General features: G+C 73.3%; 10 protein-coding genes. 4 read left to right on the forward strand and 6 right to left on the reverse strand.

The annotated features are described in order from the left end of the window. Positions 1-224: 224 nt before the first annotated feature. From ACFF45_RS22655 to ACFF45_RS22665, 3 genes are all read right to left on the reverse strand, one after another. Positions 225-449 carry an MbtH family protein gene (locus ACFF45_RS22655; RefSeq protein ID WP_381348262.1) on the reverse strand — a complete coding sequence of 75 codons (225 nt, stop codon included), beginning with the start codon at positions 447-449 and terminating at the stop codon, positions 225-227. 281 nt (positions 450-730) lie between these two features. Continuing rightward, positions 731-3,043, reverse strand: coding sequence for an ABC transporter ATP-binding protein/permease (locus ACFF45_RS22660; protein WP_381348263.1), 2,313 nt, complete (start codon positions 3,041-3,043; stop codon positions 731-733). A 62-nt stretch (positions 3,044-3,105) separates the two neighbouring features. Beyond that, positions 3,106-10,698: a non-ribosomal peptide synthetase gene (locus ACFF45_RS22665; protein WP_381348264.1), complete on the reverse strand. Its 7,593-nt coding sequence runs from the start codon at positions 10,696-10,698 to the stop codon at positions 3,106-3,108. A 1,068-nt stretch (positions 10,699-11,766) separates the two neighbouring features. On the opposite strand from ACFF45_RS22665, the gene ACFF45_RS22670 reads away from it, so the two are divergent. Further along, positions 11,767-14,160, forward strand: a complete 2,394-nt coding sequence (locus tag ACFF45_RS22670) for a ricin-type beta-trefoil lectin domain protein (protein WP_381348265.1) — start codon at positions 11,767-11,769, stop codon at positions 14,158-14,160. A 130-nt stretch (positions 14,161-14,290) separates the two neighbouring features. Here ACFF45_RS22670 and ACFF45_RS22675 read toward each other — a convergent pair whose 3' ends face one another. Beyond that, on the reverse strand, positions 14,291-16,030 hold the full coding sequence (locus tag ACFF45_RS22675) for a lectin (protein ID WP_381348266.1): 1,740 nt from the start codon (positions 16,028-16,030) through the stop codon (positions 14,291-14,293). Between the two features lie 19 nt (positions 16,031-16,049). Next, entirely contained in the window at positions 16,050-18,854 is a 2,805-nt protein-coding gene (locus ACFF45_RS22680) for a PQQ-dependent sugar dehydrogenase (protein ID WP_381348267.1), read from the reverse strand. Between the two features lie 925 nt (positions 18,855-19,779). On the opposite strand from ACFF45_RS22680, the gene ACFF45_RS22685 reads away from it, so the two are divergent. From ACFF45_RS22685 to ACFF45_RS22695, 3 genes are all read left to right on the forward strand, one after another. After that, positions 19,780-22,014 (forward strand): transglycosylase domain-containing protein, encoded by a 2,235-nt coding sequence (locus ACFF45_RS22685; protein ID WP_381348304.1) that lies wholly within the window; start codon positions 19,780-19,782, stop codon positions 22,012-22,014. Positions 22,015-22,072: 58 nt separating this feature from the next. Continuing rightward, positions 22,073-23,359, forward strand: a complete 1,287-nt coding sequence (locus tag ACFF45_RS22690; RefSeq protein WP_381348268.1) for a polysaccharide deacetylase family protein — start codon at positions 22,073-22,075, stop codon at positions 23,357-23,359. A gap of 147 nt (positions 23,360-23,506) precedes the next feature. Beyond that, entirely contained in the window at positions 23,507-24,682 is a 1,176-nt protein-coding gene (locus tag ACFF45_RS22695; protein ID WP_381348269.1) for an amidase domain-containing protein, read from the forward strand. Here ACFF45_RS22695 and ACFF45_RS22700 read toward each other — a convergent pair. Beyond that, positions 24,636-25,166: a hypothetical protein gene (locus ACFF45_RS22700; protein WP_381348270.1), complete on the reverse strand. Its 531-nt coding sequence runs from the start codon at positions 25,164-25,166 to the stop codon at positions 24,636-24,638. The two genes, ACFF45_RS22695 and ACFF45_RS22700, sit on opposite strands and share 47 nt — an antisense overlap. Between the last annotated feature and the right edge of the window lie 434 nt (positions 25,167-25,600).

The raw sequence follows: 25,600 nt of genomic DNA on the forward strand, positions 1-25,600 counted from the left end.
GACGAGCCGTCGGCGAACCCGCTGGATAGATCACGAAACCGCACTGGAGTACTAGAAGACTCGAGGATGGTCGGGTACTCCGGGCCGGAGATCCCCGAGTGGCTCGTCGTTCACGGCGCCCGGGCCGGACCGGTGCCGTCCGGTGGTCCGGTGCCGCCCTGGACCGTCGGCTCGTGGTGGCCGTCGCCCCGGCGGGGCCGTGCCCCCGGCGTCCGGGACGCGGCTCACCCTCCGCCGTCCATGGCCTCGGCGAGGCTGCGCGGTCTCATGTCGGTCCACGCCCCGGCGACGTGGTCCAGGCACGCCTGCCGGGTGTCCTCGGGGTGGGCGACGGTCCAGCCCCCGGGGACGTCGGCGAAGGCGGGCCACAGCGAGTGCTGGCCCTCGTCGTTGACGAGCACCAGGAAACGGGCCGTGTCGTCGTCGAACGGATTCGTCGCGTGTGCCATGCCGGAACTCCCCATTCCCTTTGTCGCTTCTGCGTCCGGGGACCGCTGACGGGCGAATCGGTACTCGAGAAACCCAGGACCAAGCGCGAGAAACCGAGACCAGAAATTCGGAGCGATCGATCGGTGAATTTCCCGTACTGGCCGCCGAGGTCGCGGTGGTCGACCTTGGCGGCCAGTACGTGGTGGCGACATCCATCGTCTCAGGTCAGCGGCATTTCGCGGAATGCAGCCGGTTGTTACCACCCGAAGGAATGACAAACCGAGCGTTGTGGTCGGTCGGGTCATACGAGAACTGATTGGCCGACCTGCACATTCCACAACGTGGTGTAGATGCCTCCGCGCGCCACGAGTTCCTCGTGCGTCCCCTGCTCGGCGACCAGTCCGCCCGGACCCATGACGTAGATCCGGTCGGCGTTCTGGACGGTGGACAGCCGGTGCGCGATGACGACCATGGTCCGGTTCTTCCCGAAGACCTGGAGGGCCTGCTGGATGATCGCCTCGGTCTCGTTGTCGATGGCGGAGGTGGCCTCGTCGAGGATGATGACGGGGGGATCGCGCAGGATGGTGCGGGCCAGGGCGATGCGCTGCTTCTGCCCGCCGGACAGCGCGGCCCCGCGTTCGCCGACCCGGGTGGCGTAGCGGTCGGGCAGGCCGTCGATGAACGTGTCCGCCCCGGCGGTGCGGGCGGCGGCGACGAGTTGGCTCTCCGTGGCGTGGAAGGTGCCGTAGCGGATGTTCTCCGCGATCGTCGCGTCGAACAGGAACGGCTCCTGGGTGACGTATCCGATCGCGCGCCGCAGGTCGGGCAGGGCGAGCGTGCGCACGTCGGTGCCGTCGAGCAGCACCTGGCCCCGGTCGGGACGGCGGAAGCGCATCAGCAGTTTGGCGACGGTGGTCTTCCCGGCGCCGGTGGTGCCGACGATGGCGGTGGTCTCGCCGGCCGGAATGACCAGGGAGGTGTCGCGCAGCACCGGTGGCCGGCCGGGATAGGAGAAGGTCAATCTGCGCAGTTCGATCCGTCCCCCGACCTGTCGGACGGGGAGCGGGCCGCCCTCCGTGACCGGCTCGACGGGCAGGCCGTGCAGGCGCTCCACCCGGTCCAGGGCGGTGAGGGTGCGCTGGTACTGGTCGGTGATGCCGCCCAGCCGGGACAGCCGCAGCATGGCGATGCCCGGCAGTTCGATCAGCGGTCCGAACGACGCGGTCGGCAGCTCGCCGCGCAGTACCGAGCGGCCGCCCAGCAGCACCGTCCCGACCAGCGCCGAACCGCCGGCCAGCCGCAGGATCTGGGGTGGCAGCGCCGCGCTGCGTCCGGTGGCGCGGCTGACGTCGCTGTGCCTGCGGTTCAGTTCCTCGACCCGTGCGATCTCGTGCTCTTCGGTCGTGGCGGACTTGATGGTGGTGTGCGCGTGGAGGTTCTCGGTCACGCGGCTGTTGAGGCGGGCGCGGTGTTCGCCCGCGGCGGCGGTGCCGGCCACCGCGCGTTCGTGGAAGCGGAAGGACAGCCAGGCCACCAGCGGGACCGGGGCGAAGGCGACCCAGGCGATCTGCGGCGCGAGCAACAGGAACAGGGGGACGACCAGGGCGAGGCTGGTGGCCAGCTGCACGATGTCGTGCATGCTCGATCCGACGAAGGTGCCCAGCTGGCTGATGTCCTCCGACAGCACCGCGTTGACCCGGCTGACGCGCTCGTTCTCCAGATCGGCCGGCGCCACGTGCTGGACGTGGGCGTAGGTGCGGGTGCGCCAGTCGTCCTCGACGTCCTGTGCCAGTCCCCGCCAGACGACGCCGGCTCCGTAGCCGAAGCCCGCCATGGCGAGGCAGGCCAGCCCGGCGGTGCCGGCGAGCGTCGCCAGCTGGGCGCCGACGCCGGTGACTCCGAGTCCGGTCAGGGTGGCGCTGCCGCCCTTGGCGACCAGGAGCACGATCGACGGGGTCAGGGCGAACAGCGCCATCTCCGCCAGCTGGGAGAGGCCGGACAGCAGCGCGGCCAGAGCGAACTTCCGCCGGTGGCGCCCGATGACGCGGCGCAGTGCCTGGCGGCGCGGCACGGCCTCGCCCGACTCCTCCCGGGCGCGGTCGGCTCTGCGCCAGGCCTGCCGGACCACTCCTGCCGTCGCCGCGGTGGCCAGTCCGAGAGTGATCAGGGGGCGGCTGAGCAGCTTCAGCAGGAACGGGCCTCCGGCCACGGCCGCCGCTGCCACGCCGCAGGCCGCGAAGACCTTGGGCAGCCGGCGTCCGGTGCTCCCGCTCCGCCCGCGTCGCCCGGTACGCCGTGAGCCGGGGGCCGGTCGGCGCGGTCCCGGTGCGGCGGGGGCGCGGCCCGCCAGGGCGGTCGCGGAGGCGCGCGGGTCCGCCAGGACCCGGTGGACGGCCCGGTGCAGCAGCGTGGCGGCCTGCCGGGGGGTGAGGGTGCGGTCGTGCCGCAGCAGGACCCGGCCGGTGACCGGGTTGACGGTCGCCTCCTGGACGCCGGGGGTGCGGTGGAGCGCCGCCTCGGTCAGCCGGGCCAGTGCGGGCCGGCCGCGGACGAGGTCCACGTCCCAGCGCTGCCGGCCGGGGACGATCGAGCGCGGTGACAGCTTCGCCCGCACGGGAGCACGTCGGGCCGACGGAGCGCCGGCGGGTGGGCTTGCGGTCAGGGCCATACCAACAATCACCGGTTCTCTGAGGGGGGTGCCACGGTGGTGCGGCGTGCCGGGCCGGCGGGTGCCGCCGGCCCTTCGACGAAGTCCCAGTAGCGGACGATCGCGGGCTCGTCGATCTCCGGGACCGGGACCCCGAGCCGCTCCAGGCGGTGGACGGTGGTGCCGTTGTCGAAGTCCAGGGCCGGCCGCCGTGCGGCGTCGGTCTGCTCGGCGTACTCCTCCAGGTACGCCCGGTAGGGCAGGATCGGCAGGTCCTGTCCGCGGTCGCTCGCCCGGCGCAGGCGGTGCAGCCAGGCGGTGAGCGAGGTCTCCGCGCAGCGCGTGCCCCGCATGCGGTCGCGCACGGTCATGAAGGCACCGGGTCCGACCGTGCGCGGGTGGTGGAGATGGTGCACGGCGCCGGTCCGGTCGCCGTCGAGCAGCAGCCCGACCAGGGCCCGGGCGAGGACGTCGACGGGGAGCAGGGCGTCGTGCAGTCCGGGGTCGGACGGGTAACAGCCGAGCGCCGCGCAGCTGGTGAGCAGCCGCGAGAACATGTCGTCCCGGTTGACGGCACCGGTCGCGGTGTCCGCCCAGACGCGCCCGAGCCGGTGGACGGCCCCGCTCGCGCCGCGCTCGAAGGCCCGCGCCGCCAGTCGTTCGGCGACCCACTTGCTCGCCGCGTAGCCCTTCCCGAACGGATGCCGTTCCCCGTCCACCGGTGTCTCCTCCGTGACCAGCCGGGCGCCGGGGCCGGGCCGGAACACGCCGAGGGTCGACAGGTGGTGGAACGCCTTCGGGCGGCCCTCCGCCGCCAGGTGCAGCAGGGTCCGGGTGCCGTCCACGTTGGCGGGTTTCAGCCGGGCGTAGGGCGTGAGGTGGTGGACGTGCGCGCCGCCGTGCACGATCGTGTCGATCGTCTCGCGCAGCCGTGACCAGCGTGCCGGGCCGACGCCGAGGCCGCCGGCGGTCAGGTCGCCGCGCACGACGTGCAGCCGCGGATCGTCCGGCGCCGCCGCGAGACCGTACGCCCGCAGGGCCGCCGCCAGCCGCTCCCGGGCCTCGGCGTCGGTGCGCCCTCGGACCAGGCAGTGCACGCGGGCCGTCGTCCGGCGCAGCAGCTCGGACAGGACGAACGCGCCGACGAACCCGGTGCCCCCGGTCAGCAGGATCTCGCGCGGTCCGTCAGCCGGTCGCGGCACGGGGCCGAACCGCAGGGCGGGGCTCAGTTCCGCTTCCGTGTCCGGGACCCACGCGGGTGCCGCGGAAGGGGCGTCCGCGCCGAGGTGCCGCGCCAGTCCGGCCGGGGTCGGCGCCTCCAGCAGCGCCGACAGGCGGAAGGGGACGGCCAGCACCTCACCGATCCGGCCGGCCAGGCGGACGGCGAGCAGGGAGTGACCGCCCAGCGCGAAGAAGTCGTCGTCGGCGCCGACCGCGGGGACGCCCAGCACCTCGGCGAACAGCGCGCACAGCGTCCGCTCCCGCGGGGTGCGGGGCGCCCGGCCCGCCGTGGTGGTCGTGGCGGGGTCCGGCACGGGCAGGGCGGCGCGGTCGAGCTTGCCGTTCGCGGTCAGCGGCAGGGCGTCCAGCAGGACGAAGGCGGACGGCACCATGGAGGCGGGGAGGCGCGCCCGCAGGTGGGACCGCAGGTCCGACGGGTCGGTCCGGGCGCCGGCCGCCGGCACCGCGTAGGCGATCAGCCGGGTGCCGCCGAGGTGGTCGCCGCGCGCGGCGACGGCGGCGTGGGCGACCCGGGGGTGGGTGGCGAGGGCGGCTTCCACCTCGGCGGGTTCGATGCGGTGGCCGCGCACCTTGACCTGGTCGTCCGCCCGTCCGGCGAAGACGAGCTGCCCGTCGCGGCGGTGGCGTGCCAGGTCGCCGGTGCGGTACATGCGGGTCCCCGGGGGGCCGTACGGGTCGGCCACGAAGCGCTGTGCGGTCAGGTCCGGGCGGCCCAGGTAGCCGCGCGCCAGTCCGGTGCCGGCGACGTACAGCTCGCCGGTCACCCCGGGCGGCACCGGCCGCAGCGCGGCGTCCAGCACATAGGCCCGGGCGCCGGGGATCGGCTGCCCGAGGACGGGCGTGGCGGCGGCGTCCAGCCGTGCCTGCAGGGCGTCGACGGTGCACTCGGTCGGCCCGTACATGTTGTGGGCCGTCAGTCCGTCCACCGCCCGCAGGTCCCGCCACAGCCGGTCCGGCAGCTCCTCACCGCCGAGCACGGCCACACCCGGCCGCCACCGCTCATGCGTGAACAGGCCCCGGTCGGACAGCACGCGCAGGTACGAGGGCGTGGCGTCGACCGTGTCGATCCGGTGGTGGGCCGCCCAGGCGACGAACCGGTCGGCGTCCGTCCAGGTCGCGGCGTCGGGGACGTGCAGCTCATGGCCGTCCAGCAGGGCCGCGAGCTGACCCCAGGACGCGTCGAAGGTCACCGAGGCGGTCAGGGCGACCCGCAGGGGGCGGCCCCCGAGGCGCCCGGCCGCCGGCGCGAACACCGCGTCGCGGTAGCGCGCGGCCACGTTGACCACACTCGCGTGGCGCGCGACGACCCCCTTGGGTGTCCCGGTGGACCCCGAGGTGTACACGACGTAGGCCGGGTGGTCGGGTGACAGCCTCGTCACGGGGTCGGTGTCCGGCAGTCCGGCCAGCGCCGCGGCGGTCTCCGGCGCGTCCAGCGGAAGCCGCGCGAGCCCCGTGCCGAGGCCGTCGGCGCGGGCGGTGGCCGTGTCGGTGAGCAGCAGGACGGGCCGTGCGTCCTCGACCATGGCCGCGACGCGCGCGGGCGGGTGGCTCGGGTCCAGGGGCAGGTAGGCGGCCCCGGCCTTGAGGACGGCGAGCAGGGCCACGACGAGGTCGGCCGACCGCGGCAGCGCGACGGCGACGACGTCCTCGGTCCCGGCGCCGCGGGCGATCAGGGCGTGCGCGAGCCGGTTCGCCCGGGCGTTCGCCTCGGCGTAGGTGAGCGTGGTGCCGCCGGCCACCACGGCGACCGCGTCCGGGGTGGCCCGCACCTGTGCGTGGAACCGCTGCGGGACCGTGCCGGCGGGCGGCAGCGCGCCGGGGTCCGGACCACCGAGGAGGCGGCGGCGCTCGTCGTCGGAGAGGACGTCGATGCGGCTGATCGGGCGGTGCGGGTCCCGGACGACGGCCTCCAGCAGGCGCACCCAGCGCGTGGCCAGGTCCTGGACCGTGCCGTGGTCGAACAGGTCGGTGGCGTAGTCGACGGTCACGTCCAGCCCACGGCACTCGCCCGTGTCCGAGCGGCGTTCGCAGACGCCGATGTCCAGGTCGAACTTGGCCGTCGCGGTCGGGATGCGCATCCTGGACGCGCGCAGACCGGGCAGCGCCGGCACGGTGGCCTCGTCGACGTCGAGGGAGAGCGCGACCTGGAACAGCGGGTGGCGGGCCGGCGACCGCGTCGGGTTGAGCGTCTCCACGAGCTGCTCGAAGGGCACGTCCTGGTGGGCGTACGCCGCCAGTGCCGTGCCGCGCACCCGGTCCAGGAGTGCGGTGAAGCCGGGGTCCCCCGAGGTGTCCGTGCGCAGCACCAGCGTGTTGACGAAGAAGCCCACCAGGTCGTCCAGGGCCTGGTCGGTGCGGCCGGCGATCACCGTGCCGACGGGGATGTCGGTGCCCGCGCCCATCCTGGTCAGCAGCGCCGCCAGCCCGGCGTGCAGCACCATGAACAGGCTCGCCCCCGACCGGCGCGCCAGGTCGGTCAGCGCCGCGTGGGTGTCCGCGTCGATCCGCAGGGGGGCCCGCCCGCCGCGGTGGGACGCGACGGCGGGCCGGGGCCGGTCGCGGGGCAGCGCGAGTTCCTCGGGCAGATCCGCCAGCACCGTCGACCAGTGGGCGAGCTGACGGCCGAGGAGTCCGTCGGCGTCGTCGGGGTCGCCCAGGAGCCGGCGCTGCCACAGCGCGTAGTCGGTGTAGCGCGCCGGCAGGGGTGGCCAGACGGGTGCCTCCCCCCGGCGCCGGGCGGCGTAGGCGGTCGCCAGGTCCCGGGCGAGCGGCGCCAGCGACCAGCCGTCGGCGGCGATGTGGTGGATCACCAGCGTCAGCACCTGCTCGGCCGGGCCGAGGACGAACAGTTCGGCGCGCAGGGGCGGTTCGACGGCCAGGTCGAACGGGTGGCGGACGGCTTCCACCAGCCGCGCGTGCAGCGCCTCCTCGTCGTCGACCTCGGTGACGGGGAGCCACGGGCGGGCCGCGGAGGCGTCCATGATCCGCTGGACGGGTTCACCGCCTGCCTCCTGGAAGACCGTGCGCAGCGTCTCGTGCCGGCCCACCACGTCGGCGAGCGCCCGCTCCAGGGCCTCCCGGTCCAGTTCGCCGGTGAGCCGCTGCACCAGCGGGATGTTGTAGGTGGCGCCGGGTCCCTGCGCCCGGTGCAGGAACCACAGGCGCCGCTGGGCGAAGGACAGCGGGGCGGGATCCGGCCGGTCCTGGACGGTCAGGGCCGGGCGGGTCCGTTCCGCGCCGCCCAGGCGGGCGGCCAGCAGGGCGGCGGTGGGCGCGTCGAAGAGTGCCCCGAGGTCCACGTCGACGCCGAGCACGGCGCGGATCCGGGACACCAGGCGGATCGCCAGCAGCGAGTGCCCGCCCGCTTCGAAGAAGCTGGTGTCGGGACCGACGCCCGAGCGTCCCAGCACCTCTTCGAACAGCGCGCACAGGAGCTGTTCCCTGGGGGTGCGCGGGGCCCGCGCGGCGCTCGCGCCGAGGTCGTCGCCGGGCTCCGGCAGGGCGTCGCGGTCCAGCTTCCCGTTCGGCGTCAGCGGCAGCGCGCCGAGCGTCACGAAGGCGGAAGGGACCATGTGGGCAGGCAGCCGCTCGCGCAGTTGTTCGCGCAACCGCCGCGGCTGCGCGGCGTCCTGGCCGGTCACGACGTAGGCGACGAGCCGCAGGTCGCCCCGCTGCCGGTCCGGGCGGGCCAGCACCGCGGCCTGGGTGACGCCGGGGCACGCGGTCAGCTCGGCCTCGATCTCCCCGAGCTCGATGCGGAAGCCGCGGATCTTGACCTGCTGGTCGGCGCGTCCGACGTACTCCAGCCCGGTGTCGGCCCGCCACCGGACGAGGTCGCCCGTGCGGTACATGCGGGTCCCGGCAGGGCCGTAGGGGTCGGCGACGAACCGCTCGGCCGTGAGCGCCGGGCGGCGCAGGTAGCCGCGGGCCAGGGACGGACCGGCGACGTACAGCTCCCCGGTGGTTCCCGGCGGCACCGGCTCCAGGGCGCCGTTGAGCACGTAGACGCGGCTGCCCGGGACCGGCTCGCCGATCGGGGGTGGCGTGTCCGAGGGCGCCAGCGGCGCGCTCATCGCCGCCATGACCGTGGTCTCCGTCGGCCCGTAGGCGTTCAGCACCCGCCGGTGGGGCGCCCAGCGGCTCAGCAGGCCCGGCGGGCACGGCTCGCCGCCCACCACCAGCGTCGGCAGACCGGCGTCCGGCTCGGGCACCACGGCCAGCGCCGACGGCGGCACGAGGGCGTGGGTGACGCCCGTACCGGGATCGGTGAGCGCCGACACCGGGTCGGCCGCGGGGGCGAGCACCAGCGCGGCCCCGGTCAGCAGGGCGGCGCACAGCTCCCACACGGAGGCGTCGAAGCTCGGCGAGGCGAACTGCAGGACCCTGCTGCCGGGGGTGATGTCCAGGCGCTCCGCCTGCAGCGCGGCGAACGAGGCGATGCCCGTGTGGGTCACCACCACGCCCTTGGGCCGCCCGGTGGAGCCGGACGTGTAGATCACGTACGCCGGGTGCCGCGGGTCCACGGTGATGCGGGGGTCGGTGTCCGGCTGCCCCCCGGACAGTTCGGCCAGGGTGTCCGGGTCGTCGAGCACCGAGGCCGGGCGGGCGTCGGCGAGCATGTACTCCTTGCGCGCCCGCGGGTACGCCGGGTCCACGGGCAGGTAGGCCGCGCCGGTCTTGAGCACGGCGAGGGCGGCCACGACCAGGTCGAGGGAGCGCGGCAGGGCGAGCGCCACGACGTCCTCCGGCCCGGCGCCCCGGCCGGCCAGGGCGTGCGCGAGCCGGTTCGCCCGGCCGTTGAGCTCCCGGTACGTCAGACGGGTCCGGCCCGCGACCACGGCGACCGCGTCCGGCGTACGACGCACCTGTTCCTCGAACAGCGTCGGCAGCGCAACGGCCGGGCGACCCGCCGCGGTGGCGTCGCCCCGGCCGAGCAGCTCCCGTCGCTCGTCGGCCGGCACCACGTCGAGCAGGCCGATCGGCAGGCCGGGGTCCAGGTCGGCCATGTCCGCCAGGAGCCGCAGCAGACGCCGCTGGGTGTCCGCCAGGTCCGCCTCGCCGTGCGTCCCGGGCGCCGCGTGCAGGCGCATGCCCGGGCCGGAGCCGTCCCGGCGGTCCCAGACCATGATCACCAGGTCGGCGCCCAGCGGGAAGGAGAGGTTGTGCGCGACGCACCGGTGACCGGCGAAGGTGAAGCCGTAGTCGAACCCGATGAGGTTGACCACCGGGGAGAACGCTGAGCCGGGGCCGCGGGACAGGCCGAGGTCGCGGTGCAGGTCCTCGCCGCGGTAGCGCTGGTGCTGCACCGCTTCGCGCATCCGGTGGTCGACCTGGGTCAGCAGCTCCCCGAGCGGCATGCCGGGCCGCAGGGTCAGGCGTACGGGAACGGCGTTGGCCAGCATCCCCGGCGTCGTGCGGGAGGCCGGGCCGACGCGGCCGGCCACGGTCAGGCCGACCACCACGTCCCGCGCGCCCGTCAGCCGGTGCTGGTGGAGCGCCACGGCGGCGAACACGAGACGGAACCGGGAGACGCCGGCGCGCGAGGCCGCCGCCCGCAGCGCCTCCGGCCGCTGGAGCGGCAGCAGACCGGTCCGGGGCACGGGTTCCGGCTCCGGCCCGTCACCGGCGGACCGCTGCCCCGCCGGGGCGCTGCCGCCCGTCGCGGCTCGCGGGCCGGGCACCGGGGCGCCGGGCCGCGTCCAGCCGGACAGCTGCCGCGTCCAGTACGCGCGGTCGGCGGCCCGGTCCTCGGAGGCACGGTAGTCCTGGTCGGCCCGGACCAGCGCCGACAGCGGACCGAAGGGATGGGGGCCGGGCTGCTCACCCCGGACCAGGGCCGTGTACACCTCGGCGGCCCGCCGGGCCACGAGGGAGTAGCCGAAGGCGTCCACCGCCCCGTGGTGGTAGGTGTGGTACCACCAGTACCGGTCGGGCGCCAGCCGGAGCAGGGCGAAGCTGAACAGCGGGCCGGAGGCCAGGTCCATGGGACGGGCCAGGTCGGCGCGGACCCAGGCCCGGGCGGCCCGTTCCGGGTCGGGCTCGTCGCCGACGTCGACGACGGGCAGCGCCCAGGGCAGATCGGGTTCCAGGACCTGGACGGGGCCGTCCGCACCGGGCACCAGGCGTACCCGTAAGGCGTCCGCCTCGGCCACCACCTGGCGCAGCGCCGCCTCGAACGCGGCCGGGTCGACCGGTCCGCGGATGTCCAGGTACTCGCCCAGCCTCAGGGCCGGGTCGGTGCCGGGGAACTGCTGCTCGGCGAGCCAGACCTCGCGTTGTCCGGCGGTCACCGGGAGGATCTCGGCCGGCGGGCCGGCCGCGTGGTCGAGGGTCGCCGCACGGCCACCGCCCTGGTGTGCACGAAGCTGTTGACGGGACAACGAGGAACCTCCTGTGGTGCCGGGGACGCCTGAGCACGCCCCGCGGCCGCCGGCCGCGCGCACCGCACGCAGGCGGCGACCGACTCTCCGGAGGCGGCAGTACCGCGCGCAGTGTGTGTGGGGGGGGACGACGGACCTGCCTGGCCAAGGCCGGTTTCAGGCCTCCATCGTGTCAGCCACCAGCGCGGATACCGGCATCCGGAGCAATCAAGCCACTCGAAGGAATGACGTGCCGCGTGCCGTGCCCCCGTGCCGTGACGGGCACGGGCCGGGCCGCCGCGCGGTGTCACCGCCCGGGAGCCGGAGCGCGTGCCGCCGTCCGTACGGGAGCGGCGCCGCGGGGCGCCCGGCCCGGTCCTGGTGCCGCTTCCGGCGCGAGCCGGGCGGCGGTCGGTCCGCGACCCGTGCCCGCCGCCCGGCGGCGACGGCGCGGCAGGACTCGGCCGCGGTCACGGCAGGGCCTCCGCCGTGACGGGCAGTTCGCGGACGCGGTGGCCGGTGGCGTGGACGGGGGCGTGGCGTACGGCATCTGCCCGGGGGTCGGCACGGGTTCCGTGTCATTGTCTGACGCCGCGTCAGGCAGGGTGCGCGCGCCGCCCCGCGCGTCGCTCACACCGCCGGCTGCCGCCGGCCGGCCGGCACTCGTAGGTGGTGGGCCGGCGGTGGAAGCCGGACTGTTCGTTGACCGCCGGCGTGGGGCGTTGTCCGCGGCGTTGCCGGTCATGACCTCGGTGACGTGGGGGTGCTGGTCGCGCGGCCGGCGCAGCAGGTGGGCCTTGAGAGCCACACGCCGAGCCGCGCGACCACGGGACGGAGCGGCGTCGGGGTCCGTGACGGCAGGGCCGCCCCGCGTGGTGCTCGGGCGGTCCGCGAAGGCTTTCCACTCGGTGACGACAAAGTCTGGACGGTCCCGGCGGAAGTTCCTACTGTGTGCGACGCGGTGGTTCCGGCACCACGTGCCGGCCGCCGCACACCTCCGTATCCGGGGCGACGGCGCGCCCCGGCAGCGGTGGATCTTCCACCAGCCCGAGCGAGTTCCCCCACCCCCGGGAACCGTCAGGAGGTCACGTGAGTCCACGGCTGTTGCACCGGCTGGGCAGATGCCTGGCCACAGCGCTCATCTCCTCGTTATGCGTCGGAGGTCTGTCCTCGGCCCCCGCGGCCGCGGCGCCCCGAGCCGCCGAACTTCCGCCCCAGGAGCCGGGAGTCACCCTGCGCGTCTTCGACGTGCAGGTCCCGCTCGACGGGCTCTGCGCCCTGAAACCGGGGCAGACACCCAACATCGACAAGCTGATGCCGGTGATCGACTGGTCGTCGGCGGCGGACTTCGGCATGGAGTCGAGGTTCGTCACCCACGTCCTGGGCAATCTCGCCGCCCCCGGCGCCGGGACCTACGCCTTCCGGCTCACCAGCGACGACGGCTCGCGGCTGTGGATCGACGACCAGCTGGTCGTCGACCACGACGGGCTGCACGGCGCGGAACCCAAGGACGGCACGGTGCAGTTGACGGCCGGCCACCACTCCCTGCGCATCGAGCACTTCGAACGGGACGGCGGCCAGCAGCTCACCCTGGCATGGCGGCCGCCCGGCGCCACCGGCTTCACCGTCGTGCCGAACTCCGCGCTCAGTACGGACGCGGGCGTGGTCCGGGTGACCGCGCCGGGGACCAAACAGTGCGAGGGCGGTACGGACACGCCCGGAGACGGCCTGCCGCTGACCGGCGTGCACCCGAACTACACCCTGACGGACCTGCGTCCCAGCGGCTTCCAACCCCAGGTCTCGGCGATGGACTGGCTGCCGGACGGCCGCCTGGCCGTCGCCACCTGGGGCGGCAGCGACACCACGGCGGGCGAGGTCTACCTCCTCGGCAACGTCACCGGCAGCACCGGTCCGGACCGGGTGACGGTGAAGAAGGTCGCCGGGGGCCTCAGGGAGCCCATGGGCATCAAGTACGTCGACGGCAGGCTGTACGTCTCCCAGAAGCACGAGCTGACCGAGCTCGGCGACACCAACGGCGACGAGGTCACCGACGTGTACCGGCGGGTGGCCACCTGGCCGTTCGGCGGGAACTTCCACGAGTTCGCCTTCGGCCTGCTGTACAAGGACGGCTTCTTCTACCTGAACCTCTCCGTCTCCATCAACTACGGCGGCGCGACGACCGATCCGCAGCCGGCCCGGAACCGCGGCACGACCATCAAGGTCGACCGGGCCACCGGAGCGGTGTCGTACGTGGCCGGCGGGCTGCGCACGCCCAACGGGATCGGCTGGGGGCCCGAAGGGGACCTCTTCGTGACCGACAACCAGGGCGGCTGGCTGCCGTCGTCGAAGCTGGTGCACGTCAAGCAGGACCGGTTCTTCAACCACTACACCAACCCCGCCGGCCCGTTCGACTCCCAGCCGGTGACCAAACCCGTCCTGTGGCTGCCGCAGAACGAGATCGCCAACTCCCCCAGCACCCCGTTGCAGGTGCAGCAGGGGCCCTTCGCCGGGCAGATGCTGTTCGGCGACGTCACCTACGGCGGCATCCAGCGCGGCTTCCTGGAGAAGGTGCAGGGCGAGTACCAGGGCGCGGTCTTCCGTCTCACCCAGGGACTGGAGGCCGGCGTCAACCGGATCAGCGTCGGCCCGGACGGCGCGATCTACGCCGGCGGGCTGGGCGCGGGCGGCAACTGGGGCCAGGAGGGCAAGCTCACCCACGGCCTGCAGAAGCTGACGCCCCACGGCACCGACGCCTTCGACATCCGCGAGATGCGGGCCGTGCCCGGGGGTTTCGCCCTGGAGTACACCCAGCCGCTCTCCGCGGACACGGCGTCCGCCCTGGCCACCCGGTACCGGATCAAGCAGTGGCGTTACGAGCCGACCTCCGCCTACGGCGGCCCCAAGCTCGACGAGGAGACCCTGACGGCGCAGTCGGCGACGCTGTCCGCGGACCGCAGGACGGTGACGCTGGCCGTCGCGGGCCTGAAGGCCGACCGTGTCGTCCACGTGCGGTCGCCGCGGCCGTTCAGCTCGGAGAGCGGTCAGCCCCTGTGGAGCACCGAGGCCTGGTACACGCTCAACCGGCTCCCGGGCGTCACGTCCCGCACGGGCCAGGTGAGGGGCGTCAACGACAAGTGCCTGGACGTCGCCGGGTCCGGCACGGCGGACGGCACCCAGATCCAGCTGTGGACCTGCAACGGCACCGGCGCCCAGACCTGGACGCTCTCCGGGGACGGCACCGTCCGCGCGCTGGACAAGTGCCTGGACGTGTCGGACAGCGGCACCGCGGACGGCACGAAGATCCAGCTGTGGACGTGCAACGGCACCGCGGCCCAGACGTGGCAGCCGAACACGGACGGCACCCTGCGCAATCCCCGGTCCGGCAAGTGCCTGGACGCCTCGGGCGGCACCTGGAACGACGGCACCCCGGTCCACCTCTGGGCCTGCCACACCGGGGTGAACCAGAAGTGGGTGCTGCCCTGATCCGGTGAACCGTTTCCGGTGAACCACCGCGCACAGCAGAGAAGGCCGGGACTCGTCCCGGCCTTCTCGTCGCTCCGCGTCCGTCAGGTCCCTCGTCCGTCAGCTCGCTCGTCCGTCAGGTACTCGTCCGTCAGGGAAGCGTCCACCTCTGGTTGGCGCCGGTGTGGCAGGTCCACAGGTGCACCGGCGTCCCGTCGTTCCAGGTGCCGCCGGACGCGTCCAGGCACTTGCCGGACTGCGGGTTGCGGACGGTGCCGTCGGCCTGCGGGGCCCACCGCTGGGCCGTGCTGCCGTTGCACGTCCACAGCTGGATGCGCGTACCGTCGGCGCTGCCGCCGTTGGACACGTCCAGGCACTTGCCCAGCGCCCTGAGTGTGCCGTCCGCGACGGTCCACCTCTGGGCGCCGGTGCCGTTGCAGGTCCACAGCTGGATCTGGGTACCGTCCGCCGTGCCGGACCCGGAGACGTCCAGGCACTTGCCGTTGACGCCCCTCACCTCGCCCGAACGCGGCTCGGGAGAGGTGCCGGACTGCTTGATGCGGATGTTGCGGAAGGACACGTCGTCACCGGTGCCGTGGTTCTGGATGCCGATGTGCCCCTGGGCCAGGCTGCGCGCCGGGTCCGTGTTGGTGAAGTCGTTGATCTTCCGCCCGTTGAGGAAGAGCTCCAGCCGCTCCCCCGTGACGCGGATCTCGTAGGTGTTCCACTCACCCGGCGGGTTCAGCGCCGCGTCCCGCGCGGCGAGGTCCGCCGACTTGAAGCCGTAGACCGACCCGGTGGTGCGTTCGGCCACGTCGGTGGCGTCGATCTGGATCTCGTAGCCGTTGTTGACCGCCGTCCAGGGGTCGTCGGAGGCCGGGAAGCCCACGAAGACACCGGAGTTGTCGTCCCCGGCCGCCCTCCAGTCAAGCTTGAGGGAGTAGTCCCCGGTGAACTCCTGTGCCTGGTACCACAGCATGCCCAGACCGCCGTACGAGGTCAGGCTGGAGTCGGCGAGGGTGAAGCCGCCGGGGCCGGCCTGCTTCCAGCCGGTGGTGGACGAGCCGTCGAAGAGCGGCCGGTAGCCCGTCTCCGGGCGGCAGTCGGCCTGGGTGCGGTCCGCCGCCCAGCGGATGCCGCCGAGGAGATGGCGGCGGAAGGCGGGCTCGCCGAAGGACTCGTCGGTGTGTCCGCCGCCGGTGTAGAAGGCCCGGCCGCCCTGGTAGTCCTTGCACCAGCTGATCGGGTGGTCGCCCGCCATGGTGCCGCCGCTGTAGCTGGACTCGTCCAGGGACGCCAGGACGTGTGCGGTGCTGCGCGGGTTGGAGCGGTAGTTGTACCACTCGTCCGTGCGCTGCCAGGTGGCGCCCAGGTGGGCCGTCGCGTCGTGGGCCCGGTCCTCGACCTTCACGGTGGCGGACTGGGTCGCGGGGTGCGACTGGAACAGCGCGCCGGCCAGCCCCGCGTAGAACGGCCAGTCGTACTCGGTGTCGGCCGCGGCGTGGATGCCGACGTACCCGCCGCCGCCCTGCATGTACTGCTCGAAGGCGGTCTGCTGGGTGCCGTTCAGGACGTCGCCCGTGGTGGACAGGAAGACGACGGCCTCGTACCGGGCGAGGTTGGCGCCGGTGAAGGCGCCGGCGTCCTCGGTGGCGTCCACGGTGAAGTTGTGCGCGGCGCCCAGTTCCCGCAGGGCCGCGATGCCGTCGTCGATGGAGGAGTGCCGGAAGCCGGCCGTCCTGGAGAAGACGAGCACGTCGTAGGCGGCGTCCGCCGCGGACGCCCGCGCCGGGGCCGTCGCGTCGGTGCCGGTCTGGGCGAGGGCCTGTGGTGTGCCGGCCAGCAGGGCAGCTCCGAGGAGTGCCGTGGCCGCTCTCCGTGTGGTGCGCATGTCTGTCACCGCCTTTCGGTCAGGGAAGGATCCACGTCTGGTTCGCGCCGGTGTGGCAGGTCCACAGGTGGACGGGCGTGCCGTCGCCCCAGGTGCCGCCGGACGCGTCGAGACACTTGCCGGACTGCGGGTTGCGGACGGTGCCGTCGGCCTGCGGGGCCCAGGTCTGGGCCGCGGTGCCGTTGCACGACCACAGCTGGATCCTGGTGCCGTCGGCGTTCGCCCCGCCGTCGACGTCCAGGCACTTGCCCAGTGCGCGCAGGGTGCCGGCGGTGACGGTCCACCTCTGAGCCTCGGAGCCGTTGCACGACCACAGCTGGATCCGCGTACCGTCCGCGGTCTGCGCCCCGTCGACGTCCAGGCACTTGCCGTTGACGCCCCGCACCGGGCCCGCACCCGAGGTGGCGGTCGTGGTGAAGGAGAAGTCGTCGACGTCGAACAGCGAGCCGGTGCCGCCCCTGAAGACCAGGTACAGCGTGGTCGTCCCGGCGGGCTGGCCGGTGAGGGGCGTGGTCACCTCCTGGAACGTCTCCCAGCCGCCGGTCACCGGCACGGCGACGGAGCCCAGCAGGGCGCCGGTCGCCGATCCGGCCCGCACCTCGATCGTCCCGCCGGCCCCGGCGGAGGAGACGCGCGCGGTGAACCGGGCCGCGTTGTCCAGCGCGTAGGGCCGGAAGGAGATCCAGTCGCCGTTCTCGATGTGGCCGACGGTCCTGCCGCCGTGCGCCGGGCCGTGGGCGACGACCTGAACACCCGCCGCGTCGCCGTAGTGCTCCGCCTGGCGGTGCGAGGGCTGGACGACGTGCTGGTCGTGCGTGGTGAGCGCGGGCTGACCGGCCGCGCCCCGGTCGGTGTACTCGGCGTCGACCACGCCGAAGAGGTTGGCGTCCGGGTCGTGCTCGCCGTCGGCCGAGGTCTGCAGCGTGCCGGAGCAGCCGGTCGCCGAGGTCTGCGGGTGGCCGTGGCTGTCGTGCCCGATGATGAAGCTGACCTCGACCCTGGAGCAGTCGATGGTGCCGTCCTCGGGGTCGGTGACCGTGACCCTGAAGGGGATGGCCGCGCCGAAGTCGTGGATGCGGCCGTCGGCCGGCAGGTCCAGACGCACGGTGGGCGCGGTGTTGCCCACCGTGATCGGCACGGAGGCCGTGCCGGACAGGCCGGTGGAGTCGGTCACCGTGAGGGTCGCCGTGTACTGGCCGTTCGCGGTGTACGTGTGCGCCGGGTCGGCGGCCGTCGAGGTGCCCCCGTCACCGAACCTCCAGGAGTAGCTGAGGCCGTCCCCGTCCGGGTCGGAGGTGCCCGCGGAGGAGAACGTCACGTTCAAAGGCGCCCTGCCCGAGGTCACGTTCGCCCTGGCCTGGGCGACGGGCGCGCGGCCCCCGGTGACGTACTCGATCCGGTACAGCGCGGAGTTCGCGTCGCCGTTGAAGTAGCCGGTGCCGTAGTCCAGGACGTAGAGCGCGCCGTCCGGGCCGAAGGCCATGTCCATCACCTGGGTTCCGCTCCAGGGGAAGGCGTTGATGGACTGCACCGTGCCGTCGCCGCCGCTCTCGATCCGCTTGATCCAGCGCCGGCCGAACTCGCCGGCGAAGTAGTCGCCGTCGAACTCCTGGGGGAACTTGACCGCCGAGGTGGAGGCGGCGTCGTAGCGGTAGACGGGGCCGCCCATGGGTGACTCCGAGCCGGAGCCGAACTCCGGTACCGAGCCGCCGTTGTACGGGATCCAGGCGGGCTGGGCGGGCGGCAGGTCGGTGAGGCCGGTGTTGCGCGGCGAGGTGTTCCTCGGGGCCGCGCAGTTGAACGCGGCGCCGGAGGCGCCGGTGGCGAAGTCGTGGTCCACGTAGGCGTCGTTCCTGCCGGTGCAGTACGGCCAGCCGTAGTTGCCGGCCCTGGTGATCCGGTTGAACTCGACCTGCCCGGCCGGGCCGCGGGCGGGGCTGGCGGTGCCCGCGTCGGGGCCGTAGTCGCCCAGGTACACGGTGCCGGTGGCCTTGTCGACGCTCATCCGGAACGGGTTGCGAAAGCCCATCGCGTAGATCTCGGGCCGTGTCCTGGCGGTGCCGGGCGGGAAGAGGTTGCCGGCCGGGATCGCGTACGATCCGTCGGCGTTCACCCTGATCCGCAGGACCTTGCCGCGCAGGTCGTTGGTGTTGCCGGAGGAACGCTGGGCGTCGAAGGCCGGATTGCGGTTCGCGCGCTCGTCGATCGGGGTGTAGCCGTCCGACTGGAAGGGGTTGGAGTCGTCGCCCGTCGACAGGTAGAGGTTGCCCGCCGCGTCGAAGTCGATGTCGCCGCCGACGTGGCAGCACAGGCCCCGGGAGGCGGGGACGTCGAGGATCCTGCGCTCGGTGGCGAGGTCGAGGGTGCCGTCGGCCCTGAGGACGAAGCGGGAGAGCCGGTTGACGCCGTCGAAGGGCGCGAAGTCGGCCGCGGTGCCCGCCGCGGGGGCGTCGCCGGCCGGTGTGCTGAGCCGGGGCGCGTAGTACAGGTACACGTACCGGTTGGTGGCGAAGGCCGGGTCCGCCGCGATCCCCTGCAGGCCTTCCTCGTCGTGCAGGTAGACGTCGAGCCTGCCCGCCACCTTGGTGTTGCCGGCCGCGTCGGTGAGACGGACGGTGCCGTCGCGCGAGGTGTGCAGGACCGAGCGGTCGGGCAGCACCGCCAGGGTCATCGGCTCGCCCGTCTCGGCCACCCCTCTGGCGAGGGTGACCTGCTGGAACTCCGGCGCCGCGGCGGCCTGCGCGGACCGTCCCGGTGCCTCCTCGGCGGCGCCCGCGGGCGTCGCGGGCGTCGCGGGCAGAACGATACCGACGGCGCCTGCCACCGTCGGTACCAGCCATCGCAGGAGTCTTCGTCCTAACGGACTTGTGCGCACAGGTGCCTCCCGGGGGTGGGGTAACGACAGGCCCGAGCGGACCTGCCGTGGGAGTACGGGGCGCGCGCCGTCGCGCCGTGACGCACCGGCCACGAGGTGACGGGTGTGTCACAAGGAAGTTAGCGGTGTTCGTTCGGAGGCGTAAGCCCTTTTGTTCAAGATCTCATCACTTCTTCCTGGGTGCGGACAAAGTGGTCGTTCTCGTCTCGCGGCCAGGTCGAGCCCGTCCGCTCGGCCCGGCACCGACGCCGTGTCACGCGGTCCGCGCCGTCGGCCTGCCGCCCGCGGGGTACCGCGAACCGGGCCGGATGACGGACACCGTCGTCCACCGCGCCGCCGCCACCGAGCTCCGGCCCGGCGCGCCCCCCACCACGGCGGTCCCATGCCCCGGCACCGGGCACCACGCCCGCGCCCGCACCCGCACCCGCACCCGCACCCGCCGCGGCCCCTGCCAGGAGAACTTCCCGTCAGGGAACGCTGGGCTTTCCTGGAGCAACGCATCCGGTCGCCGGCCGGAGCGGACCCGCTGGTGCGCCGACGCGGCGACGGCACTGATTTCTTGCCGACATCAAAAGGTTGCACGCTCGACTGGAGGTATCCATCACTTCAAATGTGACCGGTTCGGCCCGGTTCCGTGTGGAGAGTTTGCGAAGAACGCTGGTAATTTGAGACTGCCGCGATGCCCCGCCAGGTCGGGGAGGGGGAGTCAGGGTTTGCGGCCGCTGCTGCGGCAACACCATCAAACCTCGTACGTCTGTACGGTCTACCTGCGCGAGCGACACGTAGTGCGGAGGGAGGCACAGTCGTGGCCCAGGAAGGGCAGGGGGGACGCGACCAGGGGGCCGACGAGGCGCCTCTGGAGCCCGACGCCACCATGCAGCTGAAGGTCCCGCCGCCGCAGCCGACCGCGGACGAGACCATGCAGCTCCGCGTACCCGAGGACGGCATACCCGCCAAGTCCGGGATATCTTCCATATCGGGTAATTCGGATGATTCACCAGATGAAGCCGAGATATCCGAGGCGTCCGGCACCGCCTCGTCCGACTCCTCCGGCACGCTCTCCCGTCGCCGCCGCAAAGCCCCCCGCCCCTCCCCCGCCGCCCGCCTCGTCGCCGTCCTCGGCCCCCGGCTGGCCCCCGTGCTCGGCCCCGTCGCCGCCCACCTCGCGCCCCACCTGCGCCGGCTGCGCCCGCACTACCCGCGCCCCGGCCGCACCGGCTGGCAGCGCTGGATCCCCTCCTGGCGGCAGACCCTCGGCGGCTTCCTCGCCTCCCTGGGGCTGAGCACCCTCTTCCTGGCCGTCGCCTACGCCGCCACCGACATCCCGGACGATCTCAACACCTACGCCACCCAGCAGGACAACGTGTACTTCTGGGCCGACGGCACCCCGATGGCCCGTACCGGCTGGGTCCAGCGGCAGGCGATGCCGCTGGAGGAGGTCCCCGAGGACGTCCGCTGGGCCGTGCTCGCCGCCGAGAACGAGAGCTTCTACAGCGACCCCGGCATCTCCGTCAAGGGCATCACCCGCGCCCTGCTCCGCACGCTGGGCAGCGGCGACACCCAGGGCGGCTCGACCATCACCCAGCAGTACGTCAAGAACGTCTACCTCAACCAGGACCAGACGCTCAGCCGCAAGTTCACCGAGGCGATGATCGCCCTCAAGCTCGACAACCGGATGAGCAAGGACGAGATTCTCGAAAGCTACCTCAACACCAGCTGGTTCGGCCGGGGCACCTACGGCATCCAGCGCGCCGCCCAGGCCTACTACGGCAAGGACGTCAGCGAGCTCGACGCCAGCGAGGCCGCCTTCCTCGCCTCCCTGCTCAAGGGAGCCGGCCTGTACGACCCCACGCTCAGCGCGGCGAACAAGGAGCGGGCCGTGGAGCGCTGGTCGTGGACCCTGGACCGGATGGTGGCGATCGGCAAGCTGTCGCCGCAGGAGCGCGCGCGGTACAGGACGTTCCCGGCGCCGCTGAAGAGCAACCCGCTGTACGACACCGGTGAGCAGAGCGACTACCTGGTGGAGCTCGTCGCCCAGTACACCAAGAAGAACGCGCACCTCTCCGACAAGGACTTCGACCTCGGCGGCTACCAGATCTACACGACCTTCGAGAAGGACCGCGAGGCGAAGCTCACCGAGGCGGTCACCAAGGCCCGGACGCAGGCGAAGGCCGACCACCCGAAGGCCGCCAAAGCCGCCCACTACGGCGCCGCCTCCATCGCCCCCGACGGCCGTATCCTCGCCGTCTACGGCGGCCCCGACCACCGCAAGCAGGGCTACAACGAGTCCAACGCGACCACCGTGCCCGCCGGTTCGGCGTTCCTGCCGTTCGTCTACGCCGCCGGGCTGGAGCACGGGGTGCGCAAGACCCGCGACGGCGAGCCCACGCCGATCAGCGGGGAGACGCTCTACAACGGTGACGACGAGGTGCCCGTCACCACGCCCGAGGGCCCGTACTGGGACCGCAGCGGCCGCAAGGTCGCCGCCCGCAACGACGGCGGCAGGTCCTACGGGCAGATCTCCCTGCACCAGGCGCTCGCCCTGTCGGTCAACACCCCGTTCATGCAGCTCGGCATGGACACCGGGCTGGAGAACGTGCGCGCCACCGCCGAGGCCGCCGGGCTGCTGTCCTCCAGCATCGGCGCACAGGTGCCCACCCTGTCCACCGGCAGCTCCACGCCCAGCGCCATCCGCATGGCCAGCGGCTACGCCACCTTCGTCGCCGACGGGGTGCACGTGGAGCCCTACTCGGTACGGCGCGTCACCCACAACGGCCACAAGATCGCCCTGGACAAGCCGCCCACCCGCCGCGCGATGGACACCGGCACCGCCCGCGAGGTCCAGTCCGCCCTCACCGACGCCTTCCGCGCCGCCCACCCGGACGCCGCCCCCGCCGACGCCGAGACCGCCGGGAAGGTGGGCACCACCGAGAACGACACCGCGGCCTGGTACGTCGGCAGCGCCGAGAAGGTGACCACCGCGGTCGTCGTCTACCGCATCGACCTGAACAAGAGCCTGGAACCCCTGCCGCTCCAGGGACTGGACGGCACGGGAACCGACAGCGTCCCGTACGGCATCTGGTCTCGTGCCATGAGTCCGCTCGGCTGACCACCGGCGCGCGACCCGGCACCGCCCAGCCCCTGTCCCCAAGAGATTGAGCCGCAAGATGAAACAGCCGTCGGGCCGCCGCCGCAAGGCCCGCGCACCTCGCCGCCCCGCCGCCCGCCCGGGATTCCTCACCCTGGCGGCGTTCCTCGTCGTCACCTCCCTCGTCGCCGGCTACCTGGTGCTCAGCCGCACCGGCAACACCGCCTCGACCGCGTCCGCCCGGGACGGCTCGGGGAAGCACCCGGCGTCGCGGGCGACCGAGGAGGCCGAGTGGGACGGCAAGGTGAAGGTGCTCGGCGACGGCTCGACCTCCTACACCGGCCCGCAGCGCGACCAGCTGAAGCCGCAGCCGCTCAAGCCCGGCCAGAAACCGCCGCAGTTCGTGGTCTTCTCCTGGGACGGCGCCCTGCAAGGGGACGACGAGCTGTTCTCGCACTACCGTGAGATGGCCCAGCGGTACAACGCGCACATGACGTTCTTCCTCACCGGTATCTACCTGCTGCCCAAGAGCAGGAGCGACCTGTACTCCCCGCCGCAGCACACCCAGGGCACCGCCGCGATCAGCTTCCCCACCGACGAGCACATACGCACCACCCTGGAGCAGCTCGCCGGCGCCTGGGAGGACGGCAACGAGATCGGCACCCACTTCAACGGCCACTTCTGCGGCGAGGACGGCGGCGGCGACTGGAGCGTCGCGGAGTGGAAGAGCGAGATCGACCAGTTCTACGCGTTCGTGGAGAAGTGGAAGACCCACACCGGCTACACCGACATCGACCCGCTGCCCTTCGACATCCGCAAGGAGGTCACCGGCGGCCGCGCCCCCTGCCTGGAGGGCCAGGAGAACCTGCTGAAGGCGGCCAGGAGCTACGGCTGGCGCTACGACGCCAGCTCCGCCGGCGACTTCCAGATCTGGCCGGCGAAGAAGAACGGCATCTGGGACTTCCCGCTCCAGATGCTCCCGTACGAGGGCGGCAAGTACCAGGGCCTGTCGATGGACTTCAACTTCCTCTACAACCAGTCCGACGGCGAGACCGACGGCGACCCGGCCATGTACCCGCAGTGGCAGCAGGAGACCATCGACACCTACATGGCCGGGTTCGACCGCGTCTACTACGGCAGCCGCGCCCCGCTGTTCATCGGCAACCACTTCGAGCAGTGGAACGGCGGCATCTACATGAACGCCGTCGACGAGCTCATCAAGACCGTGTGCGTCAAGAAGGACGTCAAGTGCGTGTCCTTCAAGGAACTCGCCGACTGGATGGACGTCCAGAAGCCGGCCACGCTGGAGCGGCTGCGCAGCCTGGACCCGGCGCAGTCCCCGGACTGGTCCACCGTCGTGCAGTGACCGCCACCGTCCGGTGCGCCGGGCGGCGGTGACGGTCCGGTAACTCCCTCTGGTTCACGGTGCAACCCTCTTCACACCGGCCGCATACGCCATGCAAGGATGCCGCTGACCTCGGCATACCTGCGCCGGGGCCAGAGGGGAACATCAGTGAAGTCAAGGAAATTGAGCCGTACGCGGCGTCGCGCGACCGTACTGACGGCGGCCGCCGCCTCGGTCGTCGCGGGTGCGGCGCTGCTGCCCAACTGGAGCGCGGGCGCGTCCTCGTCGGCCGAGCCCGAGGTGGACGCCACCACCAAGGCCACGTTCCAGCGTCTGGCCGACGCGGTCTTCACCGACCGCACCAACGCCCTGGTGGACCGGCCGGGCAAGGGGAAGAAGCCGCTGATCGACGGCTTCTCCGGCGAGGTCGCGGTCTCCTCCGGGACGGCCCGGACCGAGGACAGCGCCCTGGACCAGCTCGGCGACCGCAGGGAGGGGCTCGCCCGGCTCGGCGAGAAGTACAGCGCGGCCAGCACGTCCGTCACCCTGGACCGCACCAGCGTCAAGGGCCGCAAGGCCGTCGTCACGGTCACCGAGACCACGTCGCTGACGTACGAGAAGGTCCGCGGTGACGAGCCGAGGACGACCGGGTTCCAGGCGCACCACAGGCTGACCTTCCAGGCCGACCGGCGCGGCGACTGGCGGCTGACCGGCATCCGGGGGACCGACGACGGCTACCTCGCGGTCAACCAGACCGCCAGGCCGCGGGTCGCCGCCGCGACCACCACCCAGAACACCATGCCGTCGGCCCCGCGCGCGGCCATCACCCTGCCCGCGCCGTCCAACCCGAAGAACTTCACCGCCGGCGGCTACGACTACAAGGCGATGGCCGCCTACGCGGAGAAGTACTGGAGCACCTACAACACGGCCTACCCGGACTTCAACGGGCAGGGCGCGGGCGGCGACTGCACCAACTTCGTCAGCCAGTCCCTGAAGGCAGGCGGCTGGAAGCACGTGCCCGGCTACGTGTACGACTACACCCGGTGGTTCGGCACCGCCGACATCCAGTCGCACTCGTTCGTCGGGGTCAACGAGTGGTCCTGGTTCGCGCTGAACTCCCAGCGCGTCACCAGCCTCGCCAACGTCCACCAGATGGACGTCGGCGACGTGCTCCAGGTCGACTTCGACCGGGACGGGTCCAAGGACCACACGATGATCGTCACGTACCGCAGCCGCCAGGGCGTGCCGTACCTGACGTACCACTCCACCAACACCTACCGCCGGTCGGTGGCGAGCATCATCGCGGCGTACCCGAGCGCCGCGTACTACGCCTACCGCACCTGACCGGCTCCGCCGACCGGTCCCGCCGCGCCGCCGGCCGGGGCGGCGGGACCGCCGGACGGGCCGGGAGAACGCCGGCCACGGCAGGCCGGGCTTCCAGCCGCCGCGGGCGTTCACGCAGCGTGCCGACGCCGCCCCGCACCGTGGCCTTGACGGCGTCCAGGACGAACGCCGCCCGCGGGTCGCGCCGCCGGTGGCCGTCCATCGCGGCCGGGTACTGCCCCGCAGGCAGCTTCTCCGCCACGCCCACGTCCGCCATGGGGCGCAGGCCGGCCGGGGAGATCGCCGTCATGGTGATCACCGTCGCGGTCGCGGCCCACATCCGGCCATCGGCGGCGTCGCCGGCCCGGTCACCGCGCCGGCGGTCGTCGCCAAGCGGGTCGCCCGGGTCGTCGGGGTCGCGGCCGTGGTGGACCCGGACGGCGGTGCGGCGGTGCGTCGCGTGACGGGCGAGCTGTTCTTCGCCTCCCCCAACGACCTCGTCCACCCGTTCGACTGCAAGGGCGACCCGGACCGGATCGTCATCGCCCTGTCCGCGGCGCGCATCCGGGACGCCTCGTCCGTAGCCGCGCTGGACGCCGTCCAGGCCAGGTACGCCCGGCGCGGCAGGACCGCCGGCGGCCAGCGCGATCACCGGCCTGCACGAGCCCGGCGATCGTATCCACGAACCGCTCAGCGGCGGGCTCGCGGCCGGCCACTGGCCGGCCGCACGCACACGGCGGGGCACCGCGTCCGCACGGCCGGGCGCCGTACCCGCGTGGCCGGGCCCCATACCCGCGCGGCCGGGCGCCGTACCCGCGTGGCCGGGCCCCATACCCGCGCGGCCGGGCGCCGTACCCGCGTGGCCAGGCCCCATACCCGCGCGGCCGGGCGCCGTTTCCGCACGGCCGGGCGCCGTACCCGCGTGGCCAGGCCCCATAC

The organism is Streptomyces cinereospinus (genome assembly GCF_042430725.1).
GTDB classification, from domain to species: domain Bacteria; phylum Actinomycetota; class Actinomycetes; order Streptomycetales; family Streptomycetaceae; genus Streptomyces; species Streptomyces cinereospinus.